Source organism: Rothia sp. HMSC069C10 (genome assembly GCF_001812205.1).
In the GTDB taxonomy this organism is placed as follows: domain Bacteria; phylum Actinomycetota; class Actinomycetes; order Actinomycetales; family Micrococcaceae; genus Rothia; species Rothia mucilaginosa.
Genome location: NZ_KV808303.1, coordinates 170,883 through 191,432 on the forward strand (window position 1 = coordinate 170,883; position 20,550 = coordinate 191,432).

21 protein-coding genes are annotated in these 20,550 nt (G+C 57.2%); 16 read left to right on the plus strand and 5 right to left on the minus strand.

All coding sequences use genetic code 11. The features are described from left to right. The first annotated feature begins 112 nt into the window (after window positions 1-112). The 7 genes from rnpA to HMPREF2842_RS07185 all read left to right on the plus strand — a co-directional run bounded on the left by rnpA (window position 113) and on the right by HMPREF2842_RS07185 (window position 6,144). Window positions 113-478, plus strand: a complete 366-nt coding sequence (rnpA, locus tag HMPREF2842_RS07155) for a ribonuclease P protein component (RefSeq protein WP_070643793.1) — start codon at window positions 113-115, stop codon at window positions 476-478. Continuing rightward, on the plus strand, window positions 475-948 hold the full coding sequence (gene yidD / locus HMPREF2842_RS07160) for a membrane protein insertion efficiency factor YidD (protein WP_005504090.1): 474 nt from the start codon (window positions 475-477) through the stop codon (window positions 946-948). Before rnpA ends, yidD begins: the two co-directional genes overlap by 4 nt. 51 nt (window positions 949-999) lie before the next feature. Then, window positions 1,000-1,989 (plus strand): membrane protein insertase YidC, encoded by a 990-nt coding sequence (yidC, locus tag HMPREF2842_RS07165; protein ID WP_012904383.1) that lies wholly within the window; start codon window positions 1,000-1,002, stop codon window positions 1,987-1,989. A 111-nt stretch (window positions 1,990-2,100) separates the two neighbouring features. Continuing rightward, window positions 2,101-2,667, plus strand: a complete 567-nt coding sequence (locus HMPREF2842_RS07170) for a Jag family protein (protein WP_049349950.1) — start codon at window positions 2,101-2,103, stop codon at window positions 2,665-2,667. Window position 2,668: 1 nt separating this feature from the next. Beyond that, window positions 2,669-3,310 carry a 16S rRNA (guanine(527)-N(7))-methyltransferase RsmG gene (gene rsmG / locus HMPREF2842_RS07175; protein WP_005504080.1) on the plus strand — a complete coding sequence of 214 codons (642 nt, stop codon included), beginning with the start codon at window positions 2,669-2,671 and terminating at the stop codon, window positions 3,308-3,310. A 456-nt stretch (window positions 3,311-3,766) separates the two neighbouring features. Next, window positions 3,767-4,609 (plus strand): ParA family protein, encoded by an 843-nt coding sequence (locus tag HMPREF2842_RS07180; RefSeq protein ID WP_070633531.1) that lies wholly within the window; start codon window positions 3,767-3,769, stop codon window positions 4,607-4,609. 236 nt (window positions 4,610-4,845) lie between these two features. Further along, window positions 4,846-6,144, plus strand: a complete 1,299-nt coding sequence (locus tag HMPREF2842_RS07185) for a ParB/RepB/Spo0J family partition protein (RefSeq protein ID WP_070633529.1) — start codon at window positions 4,846-4,848, stop codon at window positions 6,142-6,144. Between the two features lie 112 nt (window positions 6,145-6,256). Here the strand turns inward: HMPREF2842_RS07185 and trxA are convergent, their stop codons facing one another. The 5 genes from trxA to HMPREF2842_RS07210 form a co-directional block, all read right to left on the minus strand. Next, complete coding sequence (gene trxA, locus HMPREF2842_RS07190) at window positions 6,257-6,583, minus strand: thioredoxin (protein WP_005504074.1); 327 nt, start codon at window positions 6,581-6,583, stop codon at window positions 6,257-6,259. A gap of 53 nt (window positions 6,584-6,636) precedes the next feature. Further along, window positions 6,637-7,671: a thioredoxin-disulfide reductase gene (gene trxB / locus HMPREF2842_RS07195; RefSeq protein ID WP_070633527.1), complete on the minus strand. Its 1,035-nt coding sequence runs from the start codon at window positions 7,669-7,671 to the stop codon at window positions 6,637-6,639. Window positions 7,672-7,917: 246 nt separating this feature from the next. After that, the gene (locus tag HMPREF2842_RS07200; RefSeq protein WP_246823233.1) at window positions 7,918-9,108 is read right to left on the minus strand and encodes a serine/threonine protein kinase; all 1,191 of its coding nucleotides are present in this window, start codon (window positions 9,106-9,108) and stop codon (window positions 7,918-7,920) included. A 196-nt stretch (window positions 9,109-9,304) separates the two neighbouring features. Then, window positions 9,305-10,969: a murein biosynthesis integral membrane protein MurJ gene (gene murJ / locus HMPREF2842_RS07205; RefSeq protein WP_070643800.1), complete on the minus strand. Its 1,665-nt coding sequence runs from the start codon at window positions 10,967-10,969 to the stop codon at window positions 9,305-9,307. A 66-nt stretch (window positions 10,970-11,035) separates the two neighbouring features. Beyond that, the gene (locus HMPREF2842_RS07210; protein ID WP_005504058.1) at window positions 11,036-11,539 is read right to left on the minus strand and encodes an NUDIX hydrolase; all 504 of its coding nucleotides are present in this window, start codon (window positions 11,537-11,539) and stop codon (window positions 11,036-11,038) included. Between the two features lie 126 nt (window positions 11,540-11,665). Here HMPREF2842_RS07210 and HMPREF2842_RS07215 point away from each other — a divergent pair, with 126 nt between their 5' ends. From HMPREF2842_RS07215 to dnaB, 9 genes are all read left to right on the plus strand, one after another. Further along, window positions 11,666-13,090 (plus strand): CCA tRNA nucleotidyltransferase, encoded by a 1,425-nt coding sequence (locus HMPREF2842_RS07215; protein ID WP_070643803.1) that lies wholly within the window; start codon window positions 11,666-11,668, stop codon window positions 13,088-13,090. 190 nt (window positions 13,091-13,280) lie between these two features. Then, window positions 13,281-13,586 carry a 30S ribosomal protein S6 gene (rpsF, locus tag HMPREF2842_RS07220; protein ID WP_005504056.1) on the plus strand — a complete coding sequence of 102 codons (306 nt, stop codon included), beginning with the start codon at window positions 13,281-13,283 and terminating at the stop codon, window positions 13,584-13,586. Window positions 13,587-13,680: 94 nt separating this feature from the next. After that, window positions 13,681-14,313, plus strand: a complete 633-nt coding sequence (locus HMPREF2842_RS07225; RefSeq protein ID WP_005504055.1) for a single-stranded DNA-binding protein — start codon at window positions 13,681-13,683, stop codon at window positions 14,311-14,313. Window positions 14,314-14,396: 83 nt separating this feature from the next. Next, window positions 14,397-14,633 carry a 30S ribosomal protein S18 gene (rpsR, locus tag HMPREF2842_RS07230; RefSeq protein WP_004005948.1) on the plus strand — a complete coding sequence of 79 codons (237 nt, stop codon included), beginning with the start codon at window positions 14,397-14,399 and terminating at the stop codon, window positions 14,631-14,633. 20 nt (window positions 14,634-14,653) lie between these two features. Then, window positions 14,654-15,106 (plus strand): 50S ribosomal protein L9, encoded by a 453-nt coding sequence (gene rplI, locus HMPREF2842_RS07235; RefSeq protein ID WP_049341934.1) that lies wholly within the window; start codon window positions 14,654-14,656, stop codon window positions 15,104-15,106. A 240-nt stretch (window positions 15,107-15,346) separates the two neighbouring features. Continuing rightward, window positions 15,347-15,652 carry a hypothetical protein gene (locus tag HMPREF2842_RS07240; protein WP_065423876.1) on the plus strand — a complete coding sequence of 102 codons (306 nt, stop codon included), beginning with the start codon at window positions 15,347-15,349 and terminating at the stop codon, window positions 15,650-15,652. A 643-nt stretch (window positions 15,653-16,295) separates the two neighbouring features. Next, window positions 16,296-17,102: a class I SAM-dependent methyltransferase gene (locus HMPREF2842_RS07245; protein ID WP_044150903.1), complete on the plus strand. Its 807-nt coding sequence runs from the start codon at window positions 16,296-16,298 to the stop codon at window positions 17,100-17,102. A 336-nt stretch (window positions 17,103-17,438) separates the two neighbouring features. Next, window positions 17,439-18,455, plus strand: a complete 1,017-nt coding sequence (locus HMPREF2842_RS07250) for a glycosyltransferase (protein ID WP_239662258.1) — start codon at window positions 17,439-17,441, stop codon at window positions 18,453-18,455. Between the two features lie 105 nt (window positions 18,456-18,560). Beyond that, entirely contained in the window at window positions 18,561-19,916 is a 1,356-nt protein-coding gene (gene dnaB, locus HMPREF2842_RS07255; RefSeq protein WP_005504033.1) for a replicative DNA helicase, read from the plus strand. Window positions 19,917-20,550: the final 634 nt, after the last annotated feature.

The window sequence follows — 20,550 nt, forward strand, 5'->3', positions numbered from 1 at the left end:
CCCCCCGCCGATGCACACGCATCGGCGGGCGAACTATCATTAAGCGTGAAATACACGCGGAGGTCAGCTCACCACATGAGCCGAATCTCCCACACTACGTAAAGGGGAACACGTGCTGCCTCAACGGCACCGTATGCGCACCAGCGCAGAATTCTCCCACGCCTTCCGTTCCGGCATCCGTACAGGACGTCGGAACATCGTTGTATCTACGGCGAAAAATCCTGGAAAAACAACCCAGGTAGGTTTCATTGTGTCGAAGGCGGTGGGCAACGCAGTCACACGCAACCTGGTTAAGCGCCGGTTGCGTGAACTTGCCGCGCTCACCTGCGCCGCGCATCCGGAAGGCTACGCCATTGCTGTGCGAGCGCTTCCCGCCTCCGCGAGCGCCAGCTGGGATCAGCTGCGCCGCGACTACGAATCGGCACTCGAGACCGCGTTCGCTAAGCTCGACCTGCATCAGAGCAAGGAGAAGCCGTGAGTCGTTCCCAGCGTGACCGCTGTGAAGAACGCTTCCACGCGCATCACAGCGGTACCTATAGCGCATCTGCTGAGACTCTGGGCCCCGACGAGCTGCTGGCACTAGCACCTAACGAATTCGTGAGGCCTGAAACTTTCCTGCAGGCTCTCTACGTTCTACCGCAGAACCTGCTGATCGCGTGCATGAAGGCCTACCGCAAGGTCGTCTCCCCCCTCTACGGGGATGTGTGCCGCTACTACCCGACCTGCTCAGCCTACGCTCTGGAGGCGCTGACCACCCACGGTGCGATGGGCGGGCTTTCCCTGACGGTGCGCCGTATTCTGCGGTGTGTTCCCTGGGCGACCGGAGGTATCGACCCAGTCCCGGAGGGGAAGCGTACTTTCGCTCCCGGAGCAGAACCGAAAATTATTCTGCTCAACCACCCCCATCTTTACACCCCTCACACCGGTGGTGACGCCCGCCCTGAGTAGGCGGCGCCTCCCACACAATGACTTAGCCGAGTCCTTAAGGAGTATTCCCGCGTGAATATTTTTGATTTGATTCTTTGGCCGTTTAAATGGATCGTCTCCGTGGTCCTGTGGCTGTTCCACACTCTTTTCACCTCGCTGGGCATGGACCCGGCTTCCGGTCTGACTTGGGTTCTGTGCATTATCTTCCTGACCCTGGTGATGCGTACCCTGACCATTCCGCTGTTCGTCAAGCAGATTAAGGCTATGCGCGGTATGACCGCGATGCAGGGCGATATGGCGAAGCTGCAGGAGAAGTACAAGGGTAAGAAGGACCAGCTCTCCCGCCAGGCTATGGCTCAGGAGCAGATGGAAATGTACCGTAAGCACGGTACGAACCCCTTCGCCTCCTGCCTGCCGATTCTGGCGCAGATGCCGATCTTCTTCGGTCTGTACCAGGTGCTGATGAGCGTGCCCACCGCAGCGCAGAATAACCAGGGCGTGCTCATGCTGCCGGCTGAGCTAGTGCATCAGTTCAACGACTCCCAGATTTTCGGTGCTCAGCTCTTCGCGACCATGATGCACCCGGGGGCTGGCGACGCCACCGCGACCGTTGTTCAGGCGGTCATCATGATTGTTCTGATGAGCGCCACCCAGTTCTACATCCAGAAGCAGCTGAGCGTGAAGAACATGTCGGAGGCTGCTCTGAACTCTCCGATGTTCCGTCAGCAGCAGATGATTATGTACATCTTCCCGATCATCTTCGCTGTTTCCGGTATTAACTTCCCCCTTGGTGTGCTGTACTACTGGACCGTCTCGAACCTCTGGTCGCTGGGTCAGCAGTGGTGGGTTATCCGCAACAACCCGACCCCCGGTTCCCAGGCGGAGCGTGAGCTGAACGCCCGCCGTGCGGCGAAGGGCCTGCCCCCGGTGGGTAAGACCCGCGAGCAGCACGAGAAGGACCTGCAGGAGGCGCGTGAGCGTGCCGCAGCCGGTCAGCGCCAGCAGCCGGTGAGTAAGAAGCGCCAGAAGCAGCAGCGCAATAAGCAGAACGGAAAGAAGTAGTTTTCTTCCGTGATTCGGGCCGGGTTCTCGCCACGTGTGGCGCGGGCCCGGCGCCGTGTATGAGATACTTTTTACCCCTAGGACACCCCTCCGAACACCCCGAGGATTATTGTGACTGAAGCTATGGAATATGAGGACGAGCAGCTCGTTGAGGAGCAGCTGGTAGAGGAGCCCCTTGAGGGCGAAGAAGACGATTTTGAGGACATCGACGAGGAAGGCGATATCGCCGCTGACTACCTCGAAGAACTCCTCGATATTGTCGATATGGACGGCGACATTGATATTGAGGTGCGCAATAACCGCATCTACCTGTCGGTCGTCAATGACGATGATGACAATGAGGAACTGCGCCACCTGGTTGGCCGCCACGGTGAGGTTCTGGAGGCTCTGCAGGAGCTGGTGCGCCTCTCCGTCCTGGCTGGTAACGGCACCCGTTCCCGCCTGATTCTGGACATTGCTGGCTACCGTGCTGAGCGTCGTGAGCAGCTGGAGAAGATTGCTGCTGACGCGATTGAGAAGGTGCGCACTACCGGTCGCGATGAGCACATGAAGCCGTTGAGCCCGTATGAGCGTAAGGTCGTGCACGATGTGGTGGCTGCCGCCGGCCTATACAGCGAGTCGGAGGGTGAGGGTCCGCGCCGTCACGTCGTGATTTCTCTTCCCGAGGTAGGAGCCTAGTATGGAGACTTCGATGGTTACTCTCAGCGAGAGTGAGCGCGCCGCCGCGGAGGCTGTGTTCGGTGAGCGTCTGCCCCTGGCGGAGCGCTACGTGCAGCACCTGGCGACGACCGGCATTGAGCGTGGCCTGATTGGTCCGCGTGAGGTGCCGCGCCTGTGGGCTCGCCACGTGCTGAACTGTGCTGTGGTGCAGGAGTATATTGCTCCGAATGCTTCGGTGGCTGATGTTGGCTCTGGTGCTGGCCTGCCCGGTCTATGCTTGGCGATTGCTCGCCCGGATTTGAAGCTGACTCTGATTGAGCCTCTGGAACGCCGTGTCATCTGGCTGAATGAGGTTGTCGAGGATCTGGGCCTGGAGAACGTGACCGTGCTTCGTTCGCGTGCTGAGCAGGCTGTGGGTGCTGTTGAAGCTGATGTGGTGACTGCGCGTGCTGTGTCCGCTCTGGTGGGCCTGCTGGACATTACTCTGCCGATTCTGCGCGGCACCGGTGAGCTGCTGGCTCTGAAGGGTCGTAGCGCCGCGGAGGAGATTACTAAGGCGAAGAAGAAGCTGAACCGTTACGGTGCACGCGAGACTGAGATTCTCACCGCCGGCGGCGACCTGCTTGAAGAGCCGACGACGGTGGTTCGAGTTCGCCTCTAAAGGTTTCACCCTGAATGGGCGGTACCGCAATGAGCCAGTGAATAGGCTGGCTTACGCGGTACCGCCCATTTTTGTGCACTGGCTTGCCGGGCGGCGCGCGGCAATTGCATCCGCAGAGTACATAGAATGACCTCTCGCGTGGAGTATTGACCTGATGCCGGGTACCCTTAAGGAAGGATTGAAACCTTAGACTCTTCTACATCAAAGCCTGATGGTTCAGTAAGGGGTACCGAGCCCTTCAGAACCATTCGGGCAGCACCAATGTTTCACGTGAAACATTGCAGACTTCATCACCTCGCGGAGTATGTTTCACGTGAAACATACTGAGATGAGTGAATGGTGGGGAAGTGGAGGTCGAATCCTCCTCGCGCACGAATACCGCAGAGTATTGCCGTGCGCGAGGCATCAGACGAAGCATCACCGTAGACACACCACCCGGAATATGGAAGGCACCCGATGACTCCTCAAGCTCAGAAATCTGTTGCAGATTTGCTCCCCAAGCCTGTGCATACGCGTGTCTTCACCGTGTCGAACCAGAAGGGTGGCGTGGGTAAAACCAGCACCGCCGTGAACCTCGCAGCCGCGCTCGCGGAGGCTGGGCTGAATGTCCTGGTGATCGACAACGACCCGCAGGGTAACGCCTCGACCGCACTGGGCATTGAGCACGGCGTGGATGTTCCCAGTGTCTACAACGTCCTGATTGAGGATAAGCCGCTTTCTGAAATTGTTCAGGAATGCCCCGACATGCCCGGCCTGTTCTGCGCCCCCGCCAATATCGACCTCGCGGGTGCGGAGATTGAACTAGTCTCCCTGGTGGCACGCGAGACTCGCCTCAAGAACGCCCTGGTGGACTACACCGAGTGGCGTGAGAAGCAGGGCATGGAGCGCCTGGACTATGTCTTCATCGACTGCCCGCCGAGCCTCGGCCTGCTGACCGTCAATGCCTTCGTTGCGGCAGAAGAGATTCTGATTCCGATCCAGTGCGAGTACTACGCTCTGGAAGGTCTGAGCCAGCTGCTGAAGAATATTCAGATGATTCAGAAGCACCTGAACTCCAAGCTGCGCATCAGTACAATCCTGCTGACCATGTACGATGCTCGTACCAACCTGGCATTCCAGGTGGCAGAGGAGGTGCGTGAACACTTCCCGGAGGAAACCCTGGGTGTGAAGATTCCTCGTTCGGTTCGCATCTCTGAGGCTCCCAGCTATCAGCAGACCGTCATCACCTACGATTCTTCGTCGACTGGCGCTCGCGCTTACCGCGAGGCGGCACAGGAGCTCTCGCGCCGATCCGCATAATCTAAATCTTTTGAAATGAGCCCTTTTGGATTGTCTGTTGATGATTCAAAAGGGCTCATTGTGTGCGGTATTTTCTGGATGAAACCCGAGAAAACAGCCATAGTAAATTAATTATTGGGAATAATGTTGATTATGTGCCGTGCATTTTTTACTCCTGCTTTCGAGTACTTATTTCGTTTACACTAGATGAAGAAGAAAAAATGAGCGGGCTCGTCCGGGAGTCCTAAGGAGTAACGATGGCTGAAAAGCGACGCGGCTTGGGTCGTGGCCTGGGGGCACTGATTCCTCAGAGTACGAAGAATTCTGGTAATGCTGAGACGAAGGCATCCGAAAAGACTGCTGCAGCAAAGACTGCACCCAAGAAGGTGTCCACTCCGATTGAAGAGCCGATGACTGACGGCCTCTTCGAAATGGCTCACGAGGCTAAGCCGGAGAAGCAGCGTAAGAGCACTAAAGCTGAGTCTGTAGAGGCTAAGCCTGCTGAAGCTACCCCCGCTCAGGAAAAGTCTGCTCCTGCTGAGAAGGTCGAGGATAAGGTCGAAGCTCCCGTCTCCTCGCAGGATGTTTCACGTGAAACATCGAAGAAGAAGTCTCGCGTGGACATGGGTGCGGCACTGCGCAACACCACCCTGACTCGCCGCCCGGTGGACTTCTTCTTTGGTGAAGATGTCTCCACCCCGCAGTCCGCTTCCGAAGAGCAGGGTGGTTTGGTTCCGGTTCCCGGTGCCCAGTTTGCTGAGCTGAACGTTCACGATATCCATCCGAACCGCAAGCAGCCCCGAACCGACTTTGATGAGCAGGACATGGAAGAGCTCATCCACTCGGTACGCGAGATTGGTGTTCTGCAGCCGATTGTCGTGCGTCCCTCGCGCGAAAACGGTACCGAAAAGTATGAGCTGGTCATGGGTGAGCGCCGCTGGCGCGCAACTCAGGCGGCTGGCCTGAGCACCATCCCGGCGATTGTTCGTGAGACTGAAGACGGCGACCTGCTCCGTGACGCCCTGCTGGAGAACCTGCACCGCAGTCAGCTGAACCCCATTGAAGAGGCAGCGGCATACCAGCAGCTCATGGAAGAGTTCGACACTACTCAGGAGCAGTTGGCTAAGCGTATTGGTCGTTCTCGCCCCCAGATTTCGAACACGATTCGTCTGCTGAAGCTGCCGGCTCTGGTGCAGCGTCGCGTTGCGGCGGGTATTCTCTCCGCTGGTCACGCTCGTGCCCTGCTGGCTCTGACAGACCAGGCTCAGATTGAGACTCTCGCACAGAAGATTGTGAATGAGGGGCTGTCGGTTCGCGCAACTGAGGAGCTGGTGAACCACGCATCCGGCGCTGCTGAGGTGAAGGAGCGCAAGGCTCCTCAGCCTCAGAAGCACCGTGAGCGCCTGGACTATATTGCGGAGGCTTTTGCTGACAAGCTCGATACTTCGGTGAAGATTTCGCTGGGTGCTCGCAAGGGTAAGATGACCATCGAATTTGCGAATGTTGAGGATCTGAACCGTATCATCCGTGTTTTGGATTCTGATTTCTCGGGCTAAATTTTCGCGTAAAACAATATTTAGCAACTGAAATCAGTTGTATATACAAAAAACCATCGGTGATGTTTCACGTGAAACATCACCGAGGGTTTTTCTTTAGCTTCTCGAAAGATTAGCCCAGGTGCTCGGAGAACTCAGCCAGCAGAGCGGGCTTCGTCTTAGCACCTACGGTCTTCTTGACGACCTCGCCACCCTTGAAAAGGTAGATGGCGGGAATAGAGGTAATGCCGTACTTCATGGCGGTATCGCCATTCGCCTCAACATCCACCTTGACCACGTCGACCTGACCGGCGTACTCGCCAGCGATCTCGTCAATCACGGGGCCAACCATGCGGCAGGGGCCGCACCATTCAGCCCAGAAGTCCACGATAACGGGCTTGTCGTTCTTCAGAACCAATTCGTCAAAAGTGGCATCAGTTGCCTGCTGTGCACTGCTCACGGAGTGCTCCTTTCTGACACGGGGTGGATTCCCCAGTGAGTAATACGAATAGTTTAGAGGTTTTCGAGGTAGTGCTGCGCGTCCAGAGCGGCAACAGCACCGGAACCGGCAGCAATAATTGCCTGGCGGTAGGTCGGGTCAATCACGTCACCGGCAGCGAAAACGCCGGGAACGGAAGTCTTCGAGGAACGACCCTGAACCGCGATGGTGTGGTGCTCGGTAATCTCCAGCTGGTCACGTACCAGTTCCACGCGAGGATCGGAGCCAATAGCGATGAACAGGCCCTGAACAGCCAGCTGGCGCTCAGAACCGTCCTTGGTGTTGGTCAGGGTGATCGACTCGAGGTTGCTCTCGCCGTGAACGGCGGTGACAGCCGAGTCCCAGACAACCTCAATCTTCGGGTTGTTGAACACGCGGGTCTGCATGATTTCCGAAGCGCGGAAAGAATCGCGGCGGTGCACCAGGTACACCTTGGATGCGAAGGTCGTCAGGAACAGTGCCTCCTCCAGCGCGGAGTCGCCACCGCCGACCACTGCGATTTCCTTGTCCTTGAAGAAGAAGCCATCGCAGGTTGCGCACCAGGAGACGCCGTAACCGGAGAGTCGGTCTTCGCCCTCGATGTTGAGCTTACGGACCTGAGAACCGGTGGTCATGATGACGGTCTTCGCCAGGTGAACGGCGCCGTCAGCGGTGTAGACCTTCTTCACGTCGCCGGTGAGTTCGACCTTTTCTACGTCCTGGTAGCGGATGTCAGTGCCGAAACGCTCAGCCTGCTGACCGATGTTCTCCATCAGCTCGGGGCCCTGGATGCCCTGAATGAATCCGGGGAAGTTCTCGACCTCGGTGGTGTTCATGAGGGCGCCGCCGGGTGCCAGGGAGCTGGCGAAGAGGACAGGCTTCAACTCGGCGCGTGCCGCGTAGATTGCTGCGGTGTAGCCAGCGGGGCCGGAGCCCACAATAATGACGTTGTGGACGGTTGCGTCGGCCTCGACCTCGGCTGCCGGTGCCGCCTTGGTGGCGGGTGCGGAAGCGAGGTTCAGATTGCCCAGGGCGGAGCCTCCGAAGAGGCCTCCCAGATTCTCAGTCATCAGATATATCTTTCCGTTGTAGGTCTTTCGTTCTGCCCCTATAACAGGGCTTTATCCTCGATTATTCCATTTTTGGGGGACCCTTATCCAGATACTCCGCGCACTGTGAATCTTTGAGTAGCCACCCTGCCATAAAGAGTCATAAATAGACATCAAAAAGGGCGGGGCTTCCGAACTGTTGAGTTCAGAAGCCCCGCCCTTGTGTCTGGGGCGTGAGCGCACTGTCGGCGTCGCGTTATGGGTTGATTAGTCCACCTTGATTTCGTTGATGCGCAGACCGTAATTCCACGTTCCAATCGGCAGGGAGAGGCGGGGCAGCTCGTTGACCACGATGATCACGTAGGCACCCTTTTCCGCGCTCTGCTTGGAGGTGTCCAGGGTGACGACTGCATCCTTGCCTTCGAAGGTGCCCTTGCCGACCTCAACCGCACCGTCCAGGGATGCAGAGCTGTTGGTGTAGACGGTGAAGGAGCCGCCGGTGCCGGTGTTCTGCTGGATGGTCAGCTTGGAGACGACGGTGGGGGTCTGCAACTTCAGTGCCAGGCCGAATTCCTTGATGGTGCCGGCGTAGTTGGCGGTGCCGAAGCCGTAGCTGATCCATGCGGTGTTGGCGTTACCGTCGGTCAGGTTCGGGATGAGGGTGTCCATGTCGTTCATGAACGTGGGGTTCGAGGGCACGAAGCGAGCCACGGACGCGATCTTCGCCGGTGCGTTCGATGCCTTAGCGGTCGGTGATGCCGATGCGCTGGCGTTTGCCGCAGCCGATTCGGAGGCGGAGATAGAGGACTTGGGGGTGTGCGGTGCGGCTGCCTGGTTGGAGCCGATTGCACCCAGGGAGGTGAGGATACCGCCTGCAACGATGACGAGCAGCAGGACTGCTGCCAGGGCGACGGCCCAGGTGCCGCGGCTGCCGTCTTCTTCGTCTTCGTCATCCTCGTAGATGCTGGTGGGTTCGGAGTACGCGGTGACGGCTGCGCTGTCGGATGCGTTCCAGTTCTTGGCAGCGGTGATGCTCTCCTGGTTGGCGCTGGAAGCAGAGACCTTCTCGTAGGTGTTGGGGGAGCTGCCGCTTTCGGAGTCGCCGAAGATTTCGGTGCCCAGCGCGTCTTCTGCGTTGGAGAGTGCGTGGTTTTCGACCAGCAGGGTGTCCAGCAGGGTGTCGGGGCGGGTGTGGGAGGTGACGAGGTAGCGGCTACCTTCGGGGGTGATGCCCAGGTCGAGAATCTGGATGTTGCCGCGTGCGTTGGTTGCGAGCGCGCGGGAGTTTGCTTCCAGCAGTGCGCTGCGGCTGGGCGATGCGACGACGACCGAGACCTTACGGTTGAGAATCTGGTCGGTGCCTTCAAGCACCATGTCGGATTCTGCCGTAATGATGATGTGTGCGGTGATCTCGTAGCGGCCTCCGAGGACCGATCCGACCGGAATCTGTTGCGACAACGTGTTCTCCCGAGGTGGTTTCATAGTGCCTGCCGTGTGGCGGGCCCTGACTATTAGATTCTACCCGGCATTGAAGGATGCTGGGGCTGAGTGATAGTTTGTGGCGTCCGGGTGGTTGCCTGTGTCCTCTGCGGGCCCCGGCGTGGGGTGAGGTGGGTGCACGGGCAGCTACCCGGGTTGGGCGTTGTGTGCTGCTTTAGCGGCGGGCAAAACGCTCAAGTTTGGAGGTGAGGGGCGCCAGTAGTGCGTTGGCTTCCTTGACGCGGAAGATCTGTATGCCGGCGAGGTATGCCAGGCCCATGACGGTGCCGCATACGGCGAGGGTGATGATTGCGGTGAGCTTGGAGGCCCAGGCGAATCCGTCGAGCTGGTAGCCGCCGAGCAGCCAGAGCGCGATGGCTGCGATTCCGCCGGCGAAGAGGGACGCGAGGGTGGTGCGGGCGTAGGTGCTGACGATGCCGCGCTGGCCGTAGTAGCCGAGGCGGCGGCGGACCATGTGGTGGCTGATGAACAGGATCAGGATGTTGTGCACCGGGTAGATGAAGGCGAGCATATACACGGTGTACTGTGCGTCGAGCAGGGACGCTGCGAAGCTCATGATGACCATGATGATGGCGGAGTACACCTGGATGCGGAAGGGGGTGCGTGCGTCTTCGCGGGCGTAGAGCACGCGGCTGTAGAGGTAGTTGATGGTGAGGGTGGGGGTGCCGAGCGCGGTGATGACGATGAGCTTGGCGATGATGGTTGCTGCGATGGGGTCGCCGCCGCTGAAGAGCACGGCGACGGGGCCTGCGAGTACCATGAGTGCGACCATGCAGAAGACGGTGGCTACTGCTGCGTTGCGTAGGCCGTGGGAGAGTGCGTAGATGACGCTGTCGCTGTCGTCGGCGATGGCGGAGGCGCTCATGCGGTTGAAGAGCACGGTGGCGATGGAGATGCCGATGACGCCGTGCGGGAGCATGTACAGCATGGAGGCGTAGTTGAGTGCCTGCAGGCCGGGGATTTGGATGCCGAGGGCGGCGTAGTGTTCACGCTGACCGACGATGCCTGCGGCGACCTTGGTCATGTAGAGGAATGCGAGGTTGGAGATGATGCCGGAGGCGAGGGTCCAGGCGGCGAGCTTGGAGGCTGCGCGCAGGCCGATGCCTCGCCATGCGAAGTCGGGCTTGAGGCGCAGGCCGAGCTTGCGTAGGGGGATGAACAGGACGAGTGCCTGCATGATGACGCCGAAGGTGGAGGAGCCTGCGAGCACGAGGGTTTGTGCGTTGGTCCAGTTGTCTACGGTGTGGATGGGGTGGGGGTTGGGGGTCTGTGCACCGAAGAGGAAGATGAATAGGATCAGCGACAGGATGGTGATGACGTTGTTGAGTACGGGCGACCACATGTAGGCACCGAATGCGTCTTTGGCGTTGAGGACCTGTCCGATGACGGTGTAGAGGCCGTAGAAGAAGATTTGGGGTAGGCACCAGAGGGAGAAGATGAAGCCGAGCTGCCGTTGTTCGGGGCTCCATCCTGAGCCCATGATGCTGATGATGGGCCAGGCGCAGGCGACGGTGATGAGGGTGATGAGGCCGATTGCGGTGACGGTGAGGGTGACGAGTTTGGAGATGTATTGTGCGCCGCCGTCTTGTGCTTTGGCCGCCTTGATGATTTGCGGTACGAGGACTGCGTTGAACACGCCGCCTGCTACGAGGACGTAGATGAGGTTGGGTAGGGTGTTGGCGGTTTCGAAGACGTCGCCGACGGTTGAGAGTGAGCCGATGGCTACGGTGAGCAGGATGGTCTTGACGAATCCGAGGATGCGCGAGACGAGGGTGCCTGCTGCCATGATTGCGCTTGAGCGGGCGTCGTTACGTGCCACGTATGTCTCTCCTGTTTCGGCGGGTGATTGCTTCTTTTAGTTTTTGGGGCTCTATTTAACGGGTGTTTAGAGCTGGGTGGTGATGTATTCGCGCGCGCTACGGGCAATGTGTTGCTCGTTGGCGAATGAGAGGCGGGTGGGGAGCTCTTCGAGGGGGACCCATGCGACGTCGATTGCTTCGTGGTCGGGGTCGTTGTCGATGCTCAGTTCGCCGCCGGTTGCTGCGAAGAGGTAGTGGTGCACGGTTTTGTGGATGCGCGTGCCGTTGGAGGTGAACCAGTAGGCGATGGTGCCGAGGGAGGCTACGGGGTAGCCGGTGATTCCGGTTTCTTCGCTGATTTCGCGTTGTGCGGCTTCGACGGTGGTTTCGCCGTGTTCGATGTGGCCTTTGGGTAGGCACCATTCGCGTTGTCCGTTGCGGTTGATGCGGGCGATGATGGCTACGGGTAGCTGTTCGGGTCGGTCGAAGTCGATGATGAGCCCGCCTGCGGAGACTTCTTCGGGGGCGGGTACCGCTCGCGCGGGCGCGGTGAAGCGCGTTTTGGGGGCGCGGGGTACGGGAATGCTCATGGTTCTACCTTAACCGATAGGCTGAGGTTTTGGTGCTTCGGTTTGGGGTGAGATAGCTGTCTTTGGTGGGGTGTTGTGGGTGTGGGGTGGGCGCGTGGGTGGTTTTTCTGGCACGATTAAAGGATTATGTCGCTGATTATTGATGTTGTGTCGAAGTACCCGGATGCCGCCGAGCTGGGAGAACTGTACCGTGCGGCGGGTTTTGAGCTGTACTTGGTGGGCGGTATTGTCCGCGACAATCTGCTGGATGATGGCGGCCATTTCACTGATTTTGATTTGACGACGGATGCTACTCCGGAGCAGAGCGAGCAGATTCTGCGTGGGTGGGGTGAGCATACGTGGGATATCGGCAAGGAGTACGGCACGATTAGTGCGCGTAAGAATGGCGTGGTGTATGAGGTGACCACGTACCGTGCTGAGGTGTATGTTTCGGATTCGCGTAAGCCGACGGTTGAGTTCGGCACGGATTTGAGCGCCGATTTGGTGCGTCGTGATTTCACGATTAATGCGATGGCGGCGGCTTTGCCGAGCGGTGAGGTTGTTGATCTGTTTGGTGGCGTTGAGGATTTGCGTGCGGGTGTTTTGCGTACTCCGCGCTCGCCGGAGGAGTCTTTTTCTGAGGATCCGCTGCGTATGATGCGTGCGGCTCGTTTTGCTGCGCGTTTTAATCTTGAGGTTGCCCCGGAGGTTTTCGAGGCGATGCGTGAGATGGCTGGCCGTATTGAGATTATTTCGGCTGAGCGTGTGCGTGATGAGCTGGTGAAGCTGATTGAGGCGGATTATCCGCGGGTGGGTTTGAACCTGCTGGTGGATACGGGGCTGGCGGATTATGTGTTGCCGGAGCTTCCTGCGTTGCGTATGGAGATGGATCCGGCGCATCACCATAAGGATGTGTATGCGCATTCGTTGAAGGTGATGGAGCAGGCGATGGAGAAGGAGACGGACGAGGACGGTCCGTGCCCGGCTCCTGATTTTATTCTGCGTTTTGCGGCGTTGATGCACGATATTGGTAAGCCGAAGACTCGTAAGTTTGAGAAGGACGGCTCCGTCTCGTTCCTGCACCACGAGGTGGTGGGCGCGAAGATGGTGAAGAAGCGTATGCGTGCGCTGCGTTTTGATAATGACACGATTAAGGCTGTGGCTCGTCTGGTGGAGCTGCATATGCGGTTCTATGGTTACCGCGAGTCGGGTTGGACTGATTCAGCGGTGCGCCGCTATGTGCGTGATGCGGGCGATCAGTTGGAGCGTCTGCATCGTGTGTCGCGTTCTGATGTGACGACTCGTAATCGTCGCCTGTCGCGCTCGCTGGCTGAGGCGTATGACGATTTGGAGCGTCGTATTGCTGAGTTGGCTGCTCAGGAGGAGCTGGATGCGATCCGCCCCGACCTGGACGGTGGCCAGATTATGCAGATTCTTGGTATTGCGCCGGGCCCTGTGGTGGGTGAGGCCTATAAGTTCTTGTTGAATCTGCGTCTGGATGAGGGTTCGCTTCCTGAGGAGGAGGCGAAGGCTCGTCTTCTGCAGTGGTGGGAGCAGCGTCGGGAGGCGTAGCTTCTGCGGTTTTTGGTACCGCATTGCATGGTTGAGGTCACGCGGTGCGGTACTGTTCTATCTGCTTTTTCTCGTGTATTGTTAAGAAATCTATGCGTGTTCCCCGCCCGGTGTGTTTCACGTGTAGGGCACAATGAATCTCCTGCTATGGAAATCCCATAGCCGTTTAGCCCAAAGGAGGGGTTTAATCATGCGTGCATATGAACTGATGGTTATCCTCAGCCCCGAGGTTGAGGACCGTGCGGTTGAGCCGTCGCTGTCCAAGTTCCTCGAGATCGTGACCAACGAGGGTGGTTCCGTCGACAACGTCGACATCTGGGGCCGTCGTCGCCTGGCATACGAGATCCAGAAGAAGTCTGAGGGTATCTACGCAGTGGTGAACTTCACCTCTACCCCCGAGACCGCAGCTGAGCTCGATCGTGTTCTGAACCTGAACGAGTCCGTCATGCGTACCAAGATCATCCGCCCGGAGGATCAGAAGATCTCCAGCAAGTAGTTGGTCTTTCCGGTCGGCTGACCCCCTAAAAATGTCAGGGGGTTGCGCTGTACTGGATTCAACATACTTGTAACTCTTATCGAGGAGGCATCAAATGGCAGGCGATACCGTTATTACCGTTATTGGTAATCTGACTGGCGATCCGGAGCTTCGTTACACCCCTGCGGGTGCGGCGGTTGCTAATTTCACGATCGCATCGACTCCGCGTACTTTTAACCGCCAGACGAACCAGTGGGAGGATGGGGAGACCCTGTTCCTGCGTGCGTCGGTGTGGCGTGGTTACGCTGAGAATGTTGCAGAGACTCTGAAGAAGGGTACTCAGGTTATCGCGCAGGGCCGTCTGAAGTCTCGCTCGTACGAGACCAAGGAAGGCGAGCGTCGTACTTCGTTTGAGCTTGAGGTCGAGGAGATCGGCCCGACTCTGCGTTTTGCTACTGCTCAGGTGACTCGCGCACAGCGTTCTGCCGGAGGTAATAACTTCGGTGGCGGTGCGCAGGGTGGCTTTGGCGGTGGCGCTGGGTACAACGCTGCTGCTCAGGGCGGTTTCTCCGCTCCTCAGCAGAACAATTTTGCTGCTGCTCAGGGTAATGGTTACTCTGGCCAGTCTGGCTACTCCGCTCCGGCTGCTCCGGCGGCCCCCGCAGCTCCTGCTGCTGATCCGTGGAGTTCTCAGTCTGGTGGTAACTATGACTGGGGTAGCGGCGCCGACGACGAACCTCCGTTCTAAGCCGGTTTCGTTTTCCGAATAGTAATTTATCAATCCATCCCGCGGTTATCCGCCGCGGGCTCCCAACTCTAAGGAGCACCACGATGGCTAAGGCTGAAATCCGTAAGCCCAAACCCAAGCAGAACCCCCTCAAGGCTGCTGACGTCACCGTTATCGACTACAAGGACGTCGCACTTCTGCGCAAGTTCATCTCCGACCGCGGCAAGATCCGCGCTCGCCGCGTGACTGGCGTGACCGTTCAGGAGCAGCGCAAGATCGCTCAGGCTATTAAGAACGCCCGCGAAGTTGCACTGCTGCCCTACTCCGGCGCTGGCCGCTAAAGAGAAGGAGAGACAGTAACATGGCTAAGATCATTCTGACTCAGGAAGTTTCCGGCCTCGGTGCAGCTGGCGATGTTGTCACCGTTAAGGACGGTTACGCACGTAACTACCTGCTGCCCCGCGGCTTCGCCGTGACCTGGACCCAGGGTGGCGAGAAGCAGGTTGAGTCCATCCGTGCCGCTCGTGCGGCTCGTGCTAAGGCTTCTCTGGAAGAGGCTCAGGCAATTGCTGCGGCCCTGGCTGCTAAGCCGGTTGTCGTTGCACACAAGGCTGGCGCTGACGGCCGCCTGTTCGGTACCGTCAAGGCTGAGGCTATTGCTGAGGCTATTGAGGCTGCTGGCATTGGCTCCGTTGACAAGCGCACCATCCACCTGGGTTCCGCTATCAAGCGCACCGGTGAGTACAAGGTGACTGTCCGCCTGCACCCTGACGTTGTTGCTAACGTTGTCCTGGACGTCGTTGCTGCTGCGTAAGTAGGTTTTTAGATATTTGACGCTGGTGCTTTGATGCTGCGGCGTTGAGTGTCGGACGGGGTGTCCCTCTTCGTGAGGGGCACCCCGTTTGTTGTACCCATAGCTGTGCCCGCTCCTGTACATGTTTCACGTGAAACATTATTTTTGGAGCCTGAGAATATGTGTTGTGCTACAGAAGGATTGGTGGTCAGAGCGGTTGCGACTGCGAAGTACACCAATTGACCCCGTAGACTGGTAGACATGGCTCGATCTTTTTCACGTTTATCTTCTAGTGCGCAGCTTCTGTCCACGGGTGTGGTGTTGGAGTGCGTCAATTTGCTGCTGTGCGCTCTAGCGGTTATCCCATTTGCGGACGCGAATGTTGCTACTGCTCTTCTGCTTCTTTTGCTGGTAGTTGGCGGCCTTGCATCCAGTGTTGCGCTGGTGTGCGCGCTGGTGGGTCTGGTGAAGTTCCGTCAGTACCGCGTGACCAATATTTGCTTGGCGGTTATTTCTGTAGTGGCTAACCCGTTGGTGCTGCTGGGTCTGTATATGGCGGCTTATTAGCCCGGTTTGAAGCTCTAAAACCGCACAATATCAAAGCTCTCAGGGTTCTGTTGGTTTTCTCCCAGCTTGTTTCCAGCGAAATTCAATCCTCCCATAAGGTTGGGGGTGTTTACTATAAGTGTTGGTTCGAGAGGACTGCGATGTGAATGTGTGTGTTTCGTGTAGCGGGGTCGCCCGCTAGCGAAAGAAGGATGGCAAGGCAAAAGCGCCTTGCCTTTCTTCTTTTAACGCGACGTGTAGTTTCCGCGTGAAATCCGGGGCGCTACCCCCGATTTTGAAGAAAAATCTATTCCCAGCTTTCTTACAGCTTTAACCTACAGGGAATAAAGGTTTACGCGTAATACTTTATATAGATGGTTCGAGAGGGCCATCAGAAAGTTGGACTTTCCTTGCGGAAGTGGCTCTGATTTTCGTATGTATGTGTGTGTGATGAGACTGGGGTTGGATCGAGAGGTCCAGCTCCAGTTTCTGTTTAATCTCTAGGGTGTGCAGCAAGGGTGGCTGTAGTGGTGTTGCGGCATGCTGTAATAAAGGGCAACCATACTTCTATATAACGTCATATTTCCTTTCTCGGGGTGGCGGGTCTAGAATTGGGAAAGATAAATTTTGCATATTAAATACAAGTATTGAGGAGTTGTCTTCCGTGTCTAAGACCCCTTCCGTTCCCGGTACCGACCGCCCCGCCGAAAAGGCAGCAGGTCACTGGCTGCTGGCTCAGCTGGGCAAGAAGGTTCTGCGCCCCGGCGGCCGCGAGACCACCAACTGGCTGCTGGCTCGTGCTCTGGGCGGCAACATTGACGTCGTGGAGTTTGCGCCGGGCCTGGGTATTACCGCCCTGGAGATTGTGAAGCGTTCCCCCAAGAGCTACACCGGTGTGGATCTTGATCCCAAGGCTGCTGAAATCGTAACCGAGCGTATTGGCGCATCGACTAAGCCGAACTACCGTGTGGTGAACGCTAGCGCTCAGGAGACCGGTCTGCCCTCAGAAAGCTACGACGCCGTGGTGGGCGAGGCGATGCTGACCATGCAGACCGATAAGCACAAGCTGGAGATTATGCGTGAGGCGGCTCGTCTGCTGCGTCCGGGCGGCTACTACGCTATTCACGAGATGTCGCTGGTTCCCGATTATCTGCGCCCCGAGCTGAAGGAAGAGATTCAGAAGGATTTGGCGCGCACTATCCGTGTGAACGCCCGCCCGCTGACTGTTGCCGAGTGGACTGCGCTGGCGGAAGAGGCTGGCTTCGAGGTGCTGGATGTGTACCAGACCGATATGGCTCTGTTGGAGCCGAAGCGTCTGCTGGCTGATGAGGGTCCCGCTGGCGTTGCGAAGATTGCGTTCAACCTGGCGCGTAAGCCGCAGATTCGTGAGCGTGTGCTGGGTATGCGCGGTGTGTTCCGCCGCCACGCGGACCACATTGGCGCTATCGGTCTGATTCTGCGTAAGAAGTAAGACAGAGTCACACCGCAAAGCTTATACAGCGAAACGGAGCCCCAGTATTCCCCTCTATCCGAGGGAATACTGGGGCTCCGTTTTACACTGAGGTGTATGAGCCGCGGTGTATGAGCCGCAGAATCGGCTCAGTCACGTGTGCGCCTGCCGGAGTTTGTTATGAGCCGTATTCTTTTCTCTCCCGAAAGCTTCAATATGGGTGAAACCACGCGCTGTATTGAGATAGCGCGTGTGGCTCGGGAGCGAGGTCATACGGTCTTGTTCCACGTGTATTCCCCTAAGTATTTGGGGCTACTGGAAAGCGCCGGGCTTCCTGTGCATCTTCGTGAGCCAATCATGAGCGATGCTGAGGCGGAGCAGATTATGGCGTTGGATCAGGGCAGGGGAGTGCGGCATCCTTTCACGACCGATATGGTGCGTCGGCGGGTCGCCGCTGAGCTTGAGGCTATTCGTGACTTTAGCGCGGATGCTGTGGTGATTGGTTCTAATCTGACGATGCTGCTGTCTGCGCGTATTGCGGGCGTCCCTATTTTCTATGCGCGCCCGTATGCTTACTCGTCGACGTATTTTTCGAAGAAGCCTGTAGGTGGCGAGCTTGCGGCACCGGGGTGGTTGCGTGCGGTGGCGCGGGTGTTGTCGTATAAGCCGGCTTCTTTTACTCGTGTGGCACGTGAGCATGGGCTGAGGCTTCCTCGCCGTACTGTTGATATGCTCAGTGCCGACGTGAATCTTATCTGTTCTCTGTTTACGCAGCTGCGCGGGGATTCTTTGGTAGAGCCTGATGTTGGTGTGGGGCCTATTTATTACCGTGCGCCCGGTGAACTGCCGCAGATTGTTCGCGAGCGCAGGGAGCGGCCACTGATTTACGTGGGAATGGGCTCATCCGGCTCCGCAGATATTTTGGTGCAGGTGCTGCAACAGTTGTCAGCCGCTCCGGTGGATGTGCTGGTTGGCGGCGGGGTGCAGCTCTCGGATACCCACCTGCTGGGCAGCAATATCCATTTCGCCGGGACTGTTCCGGCGCATCTGCTCACCGGTCATATTGATGCCTCGATAACCCACGGCGGTGAGGGGACAGTACAGACGGCGTGCCTGGCGGGTGTGCCCTTTGCCGGTATTGCGATGCAGGCGGAGCAAAGCTGGAATATTGAGGAGTGCGTGCGCTACGGTAACGCCCTGCGTTTCACGAAGAATGATGTGCGCCGCGGCAATATGCGCGATATTCTGGACCGTCTGCTCAGCGATGAGGGCATGCGCGCTAGGGCGCGGCAGCTGGGTGAGGCAATGCGCACCATGGATGGGGCGGCGCTCGCCGTTGAGAAGATTGAGGATTATCTGCGCGCTGCCCATTAGGCGTGTATATGTTTCGCGTGTGCCTTCGTGAGAAACTAGCATAGGAGTTCTACAGAAATTGTTTCTGGAACGTCGTAGATACCGGATTGAAACGCGAGGATAAGCATGTCTGAAACTGCCATTGATTATGGTTCCCGCACTATGCCTCATGATGATGTGGCTGAGCAGTCGGTGCTCGGTGGCATGCTGCTGTCGAAGGACGCTATTGCCGATGTGGTTGAGAGCCTGCGTGCGTCTGATTTCTATAAGCCGGCGCACGAGACGATTTATGAGGCGATTCTTTCTCTTTACGGTCACGGTAGCCCTGCGGATGCGATTACGGTTGCTGATGAGCTGAAGAAGCGCGGCGAGCTGACTCGTGTGGGTGGCGCGTCCTATATTCATACGCTGATTGCGTCGGTTCCGACTGCTGCTAACGCTCAATATTACGCTGAGATTGTTAAGGAACACGCGATTATGCGCCGCCTGATTGAGGCGGGTACGAAGATTGCTCAGCTGGGTTACGCCAATGAGACTGAGGTCGATACTTTGGTCGATCAGGCGCAGGCTGAGATTTATGCGGTGACTGATGGTAACGCGAAGGAAGATTATGTGTCTTTCTCTGAGGCGTTGGAGGAGACCATCAATGAGATTGATGCGAACTCGAACCGCCCCGATGGCGTGTACGGTGTGCCGACTGACTTTATCGAGTTTGATGAGCTAACCGGTGGTCTGCACGGTGGCCAGATGATTGTTATTGCAGCTCGTCCGGGTGTGGGTAAGTCAACTCTGGCTCTTGATATTGCTCGTTCGGCGGCTATTCATCATCAGATGACGACTGTGTTTTTCTCGCTGGAGATGAGTCGTACTGAGTTGGCGATGCGTATTCTCTCTGCGGAGGGCAAGATTTCGATGGGTCGTCTGAAGAAGGGTGACCTGGATACTGAGGGCTGGACGAACCTGGCGACTCTGCAGGGGCGTATTGATTCTGCTCCTCTCTTTATTGATGATTCGCCGAATATGACTCTGATGGAGATTCGTGCGAAGTGCCGTCGTCTCAAGCAGCGTAATGATTTGAAGCTTGTGGTGCTGGACTACCTGCAGCTGATGAGTTCGGGTAAGAAGGTTGAGTCGCGTCAGCAGGAGGTTTCGGAGTTCTCTCGTAGCCTGAAGCTGTTGGCTAAGGAGCTGGATGTTCCGGTGATTGCGCTGTCTCAGCTGAACCGTGGTTCGGAGCAGCGTACTGATAAGCGTCCGATGGTTTCGGATCTGCGTGAGTCGGGTTCTATTGAGCAGGATGCGGATATGGTGATTCTGCTGCATCGTGAGGATATGTATAACCCGGATAGTGAACGCGTGGGTGAGGCGGACATGATTATTGCGAAGCACCGTGGTGGTCCAACTCGTACTATCCCGTTGGCGTTTAGCGGTAAGTACTCGCGCTTCAACAATATGGCGAATGAGGCGCCTCCCCAGTACTAACCCCGTACTCAACTAACTCAGTACTAAGCTTTCAGCACTCTGTAGCTGTACCCCTCTTCTTCTGTTCCTTGCCGGATGGAAGGGGAGGGGCTTTTTCGTATCTATAGGTATGGGCGCCCAGGCGCATGGTCAGGAATCATGCAGGGTTAGGAATCAAGCGCAGGGCATGGGAATAAGGGGCCGCAGAGGGGCTCTAGAGGGCATTCTGTGAGGGTTTGAGTGGTTTCTTCTGCGTTTATAAGGTTTTTTGGAAGTTTTTTAAAGATTTTTTAGCACCCATAAAACACTCTGACTAGGCGCTTTGGTGTCTGTGAGGGTGTTTGAGACCCTTTCAAGGCCCCATTTGTGGTCTACTTCACCCTATTTCGGGTTGCAGACCCATTTCGGCATCTGTATAGTTGTATGAGTCGCCGCGGCGAGGAGGAAAAAACGAAGAACTTCTTCGGTGTTTCTCCTAGTCAGAAGCGGTTGAATGACTTTCAATTGTATAGTGTTTTGGTTTCTTACTTGAAGGAAATCCGATTTGCCTGTTGGTGATGATGGAAGAGTTTAGGAAAGAAACTTTGTGGTGCGAATCACGGAAAACGGATTTGCATGACATACAAAACGCTGGTATAGTTGATTGAGTTGCCGC

Excerpts from the sequence above, each read along its gene's own strand:
- HMPREF2842_RS07180 (WP_070633531.1), top strand. The coding sequence starts at position 3,767 with ATGACTCCTCAAGCTCAGAAATCTGTTGCAGATTTGCTCCCCAAGCCT.
- HMPREF2842_RS07185 (WP_070633529.1), top strand. The coding sequence starts at position 4,846 with ATGGCTGAAAAGCGACGCGGCTTGGGTCGTGGCCTGGGGGCACTGATT.
- HMPREF2842_RS07210 (WP_005504058.1), bottom strand. The coding sequence starts at position 11,539 with ATGAGCATTCCCGTACCCCGCGCCCCCAAAACGCGCTTCACCGCGCCC.
- rsmG (WP_005504080.1), top strand. The coding sequence starts at position 2,669 with ATGGAGACTTCGATGGTTACTCTCAGCGAGAGTGAGCGCGCCGCCGCG.
- HMPREF2842_RS07225 (WP_005504055.1), top strand. The coding sequence starts at position 13,681 with ATGGCAGGCGATACCGTTATTACCGTTATTGGTAATCTGACTGGCGAT.
- rplI (WP_049341934.1), top strand. The coding sequence starts at position 14,654 with ATGGCTAAGATCATTCTGACTCAGGAAGTTTCCGGCCTCGGTGCAGCT.
- HMPREF2842_RS07250 (WP_239662258.1), top strand. The coding sequence starts at position 17,439 with ATGAGCGATGCTGAGGCGGAGCAGATTATGGCGTTGGATCAGGGCAGG.
- HMPREF2842_RS07215 (WP_070643803.1), top strand. The coding sequence starts at position 11,666 with ATGTCGCTGATTATTGATGTTGTGTCGAAGTACCCGGATGCCGCCGAG.
- rpsF (WP_005504056.1), top strand. The coding sequence starts at position 13,281 with ATGCGTGCATATGAACTGATGGTTATCCTCAGCCCCGAGGTTGAGGAC.
- rpsR (WP_004005948.1), top strand. The coding sequence starts at position 14,397 with ATGGCTAAGGCTGAAATCCGTAAGCCCAAACCCAAGCAGAACCCCCTC.
- HMPREF2842_RS07240 (WP_065423876.1), top strand. The coding sequence starts at position 15,347 with ATGGCTCGATCTTTTTCACGTTTATCTTCTAGTGCGCAGCTTCTGTCC.
- trxB (WP_070633527.1), bottom strand. The coding sequence starts at position 7,671 with ATGACTGAGAATCTGGGAGGCCTCTTCGGAGGCTCCGCCCTGGGCAAT.
- dnaB (WP_005504033.1), top strand. The coding sequence starts at position 18,561 with ATGTCTGAAACTGCCATTGATTATGGTTCCCGCACTATGCCTCATGAT.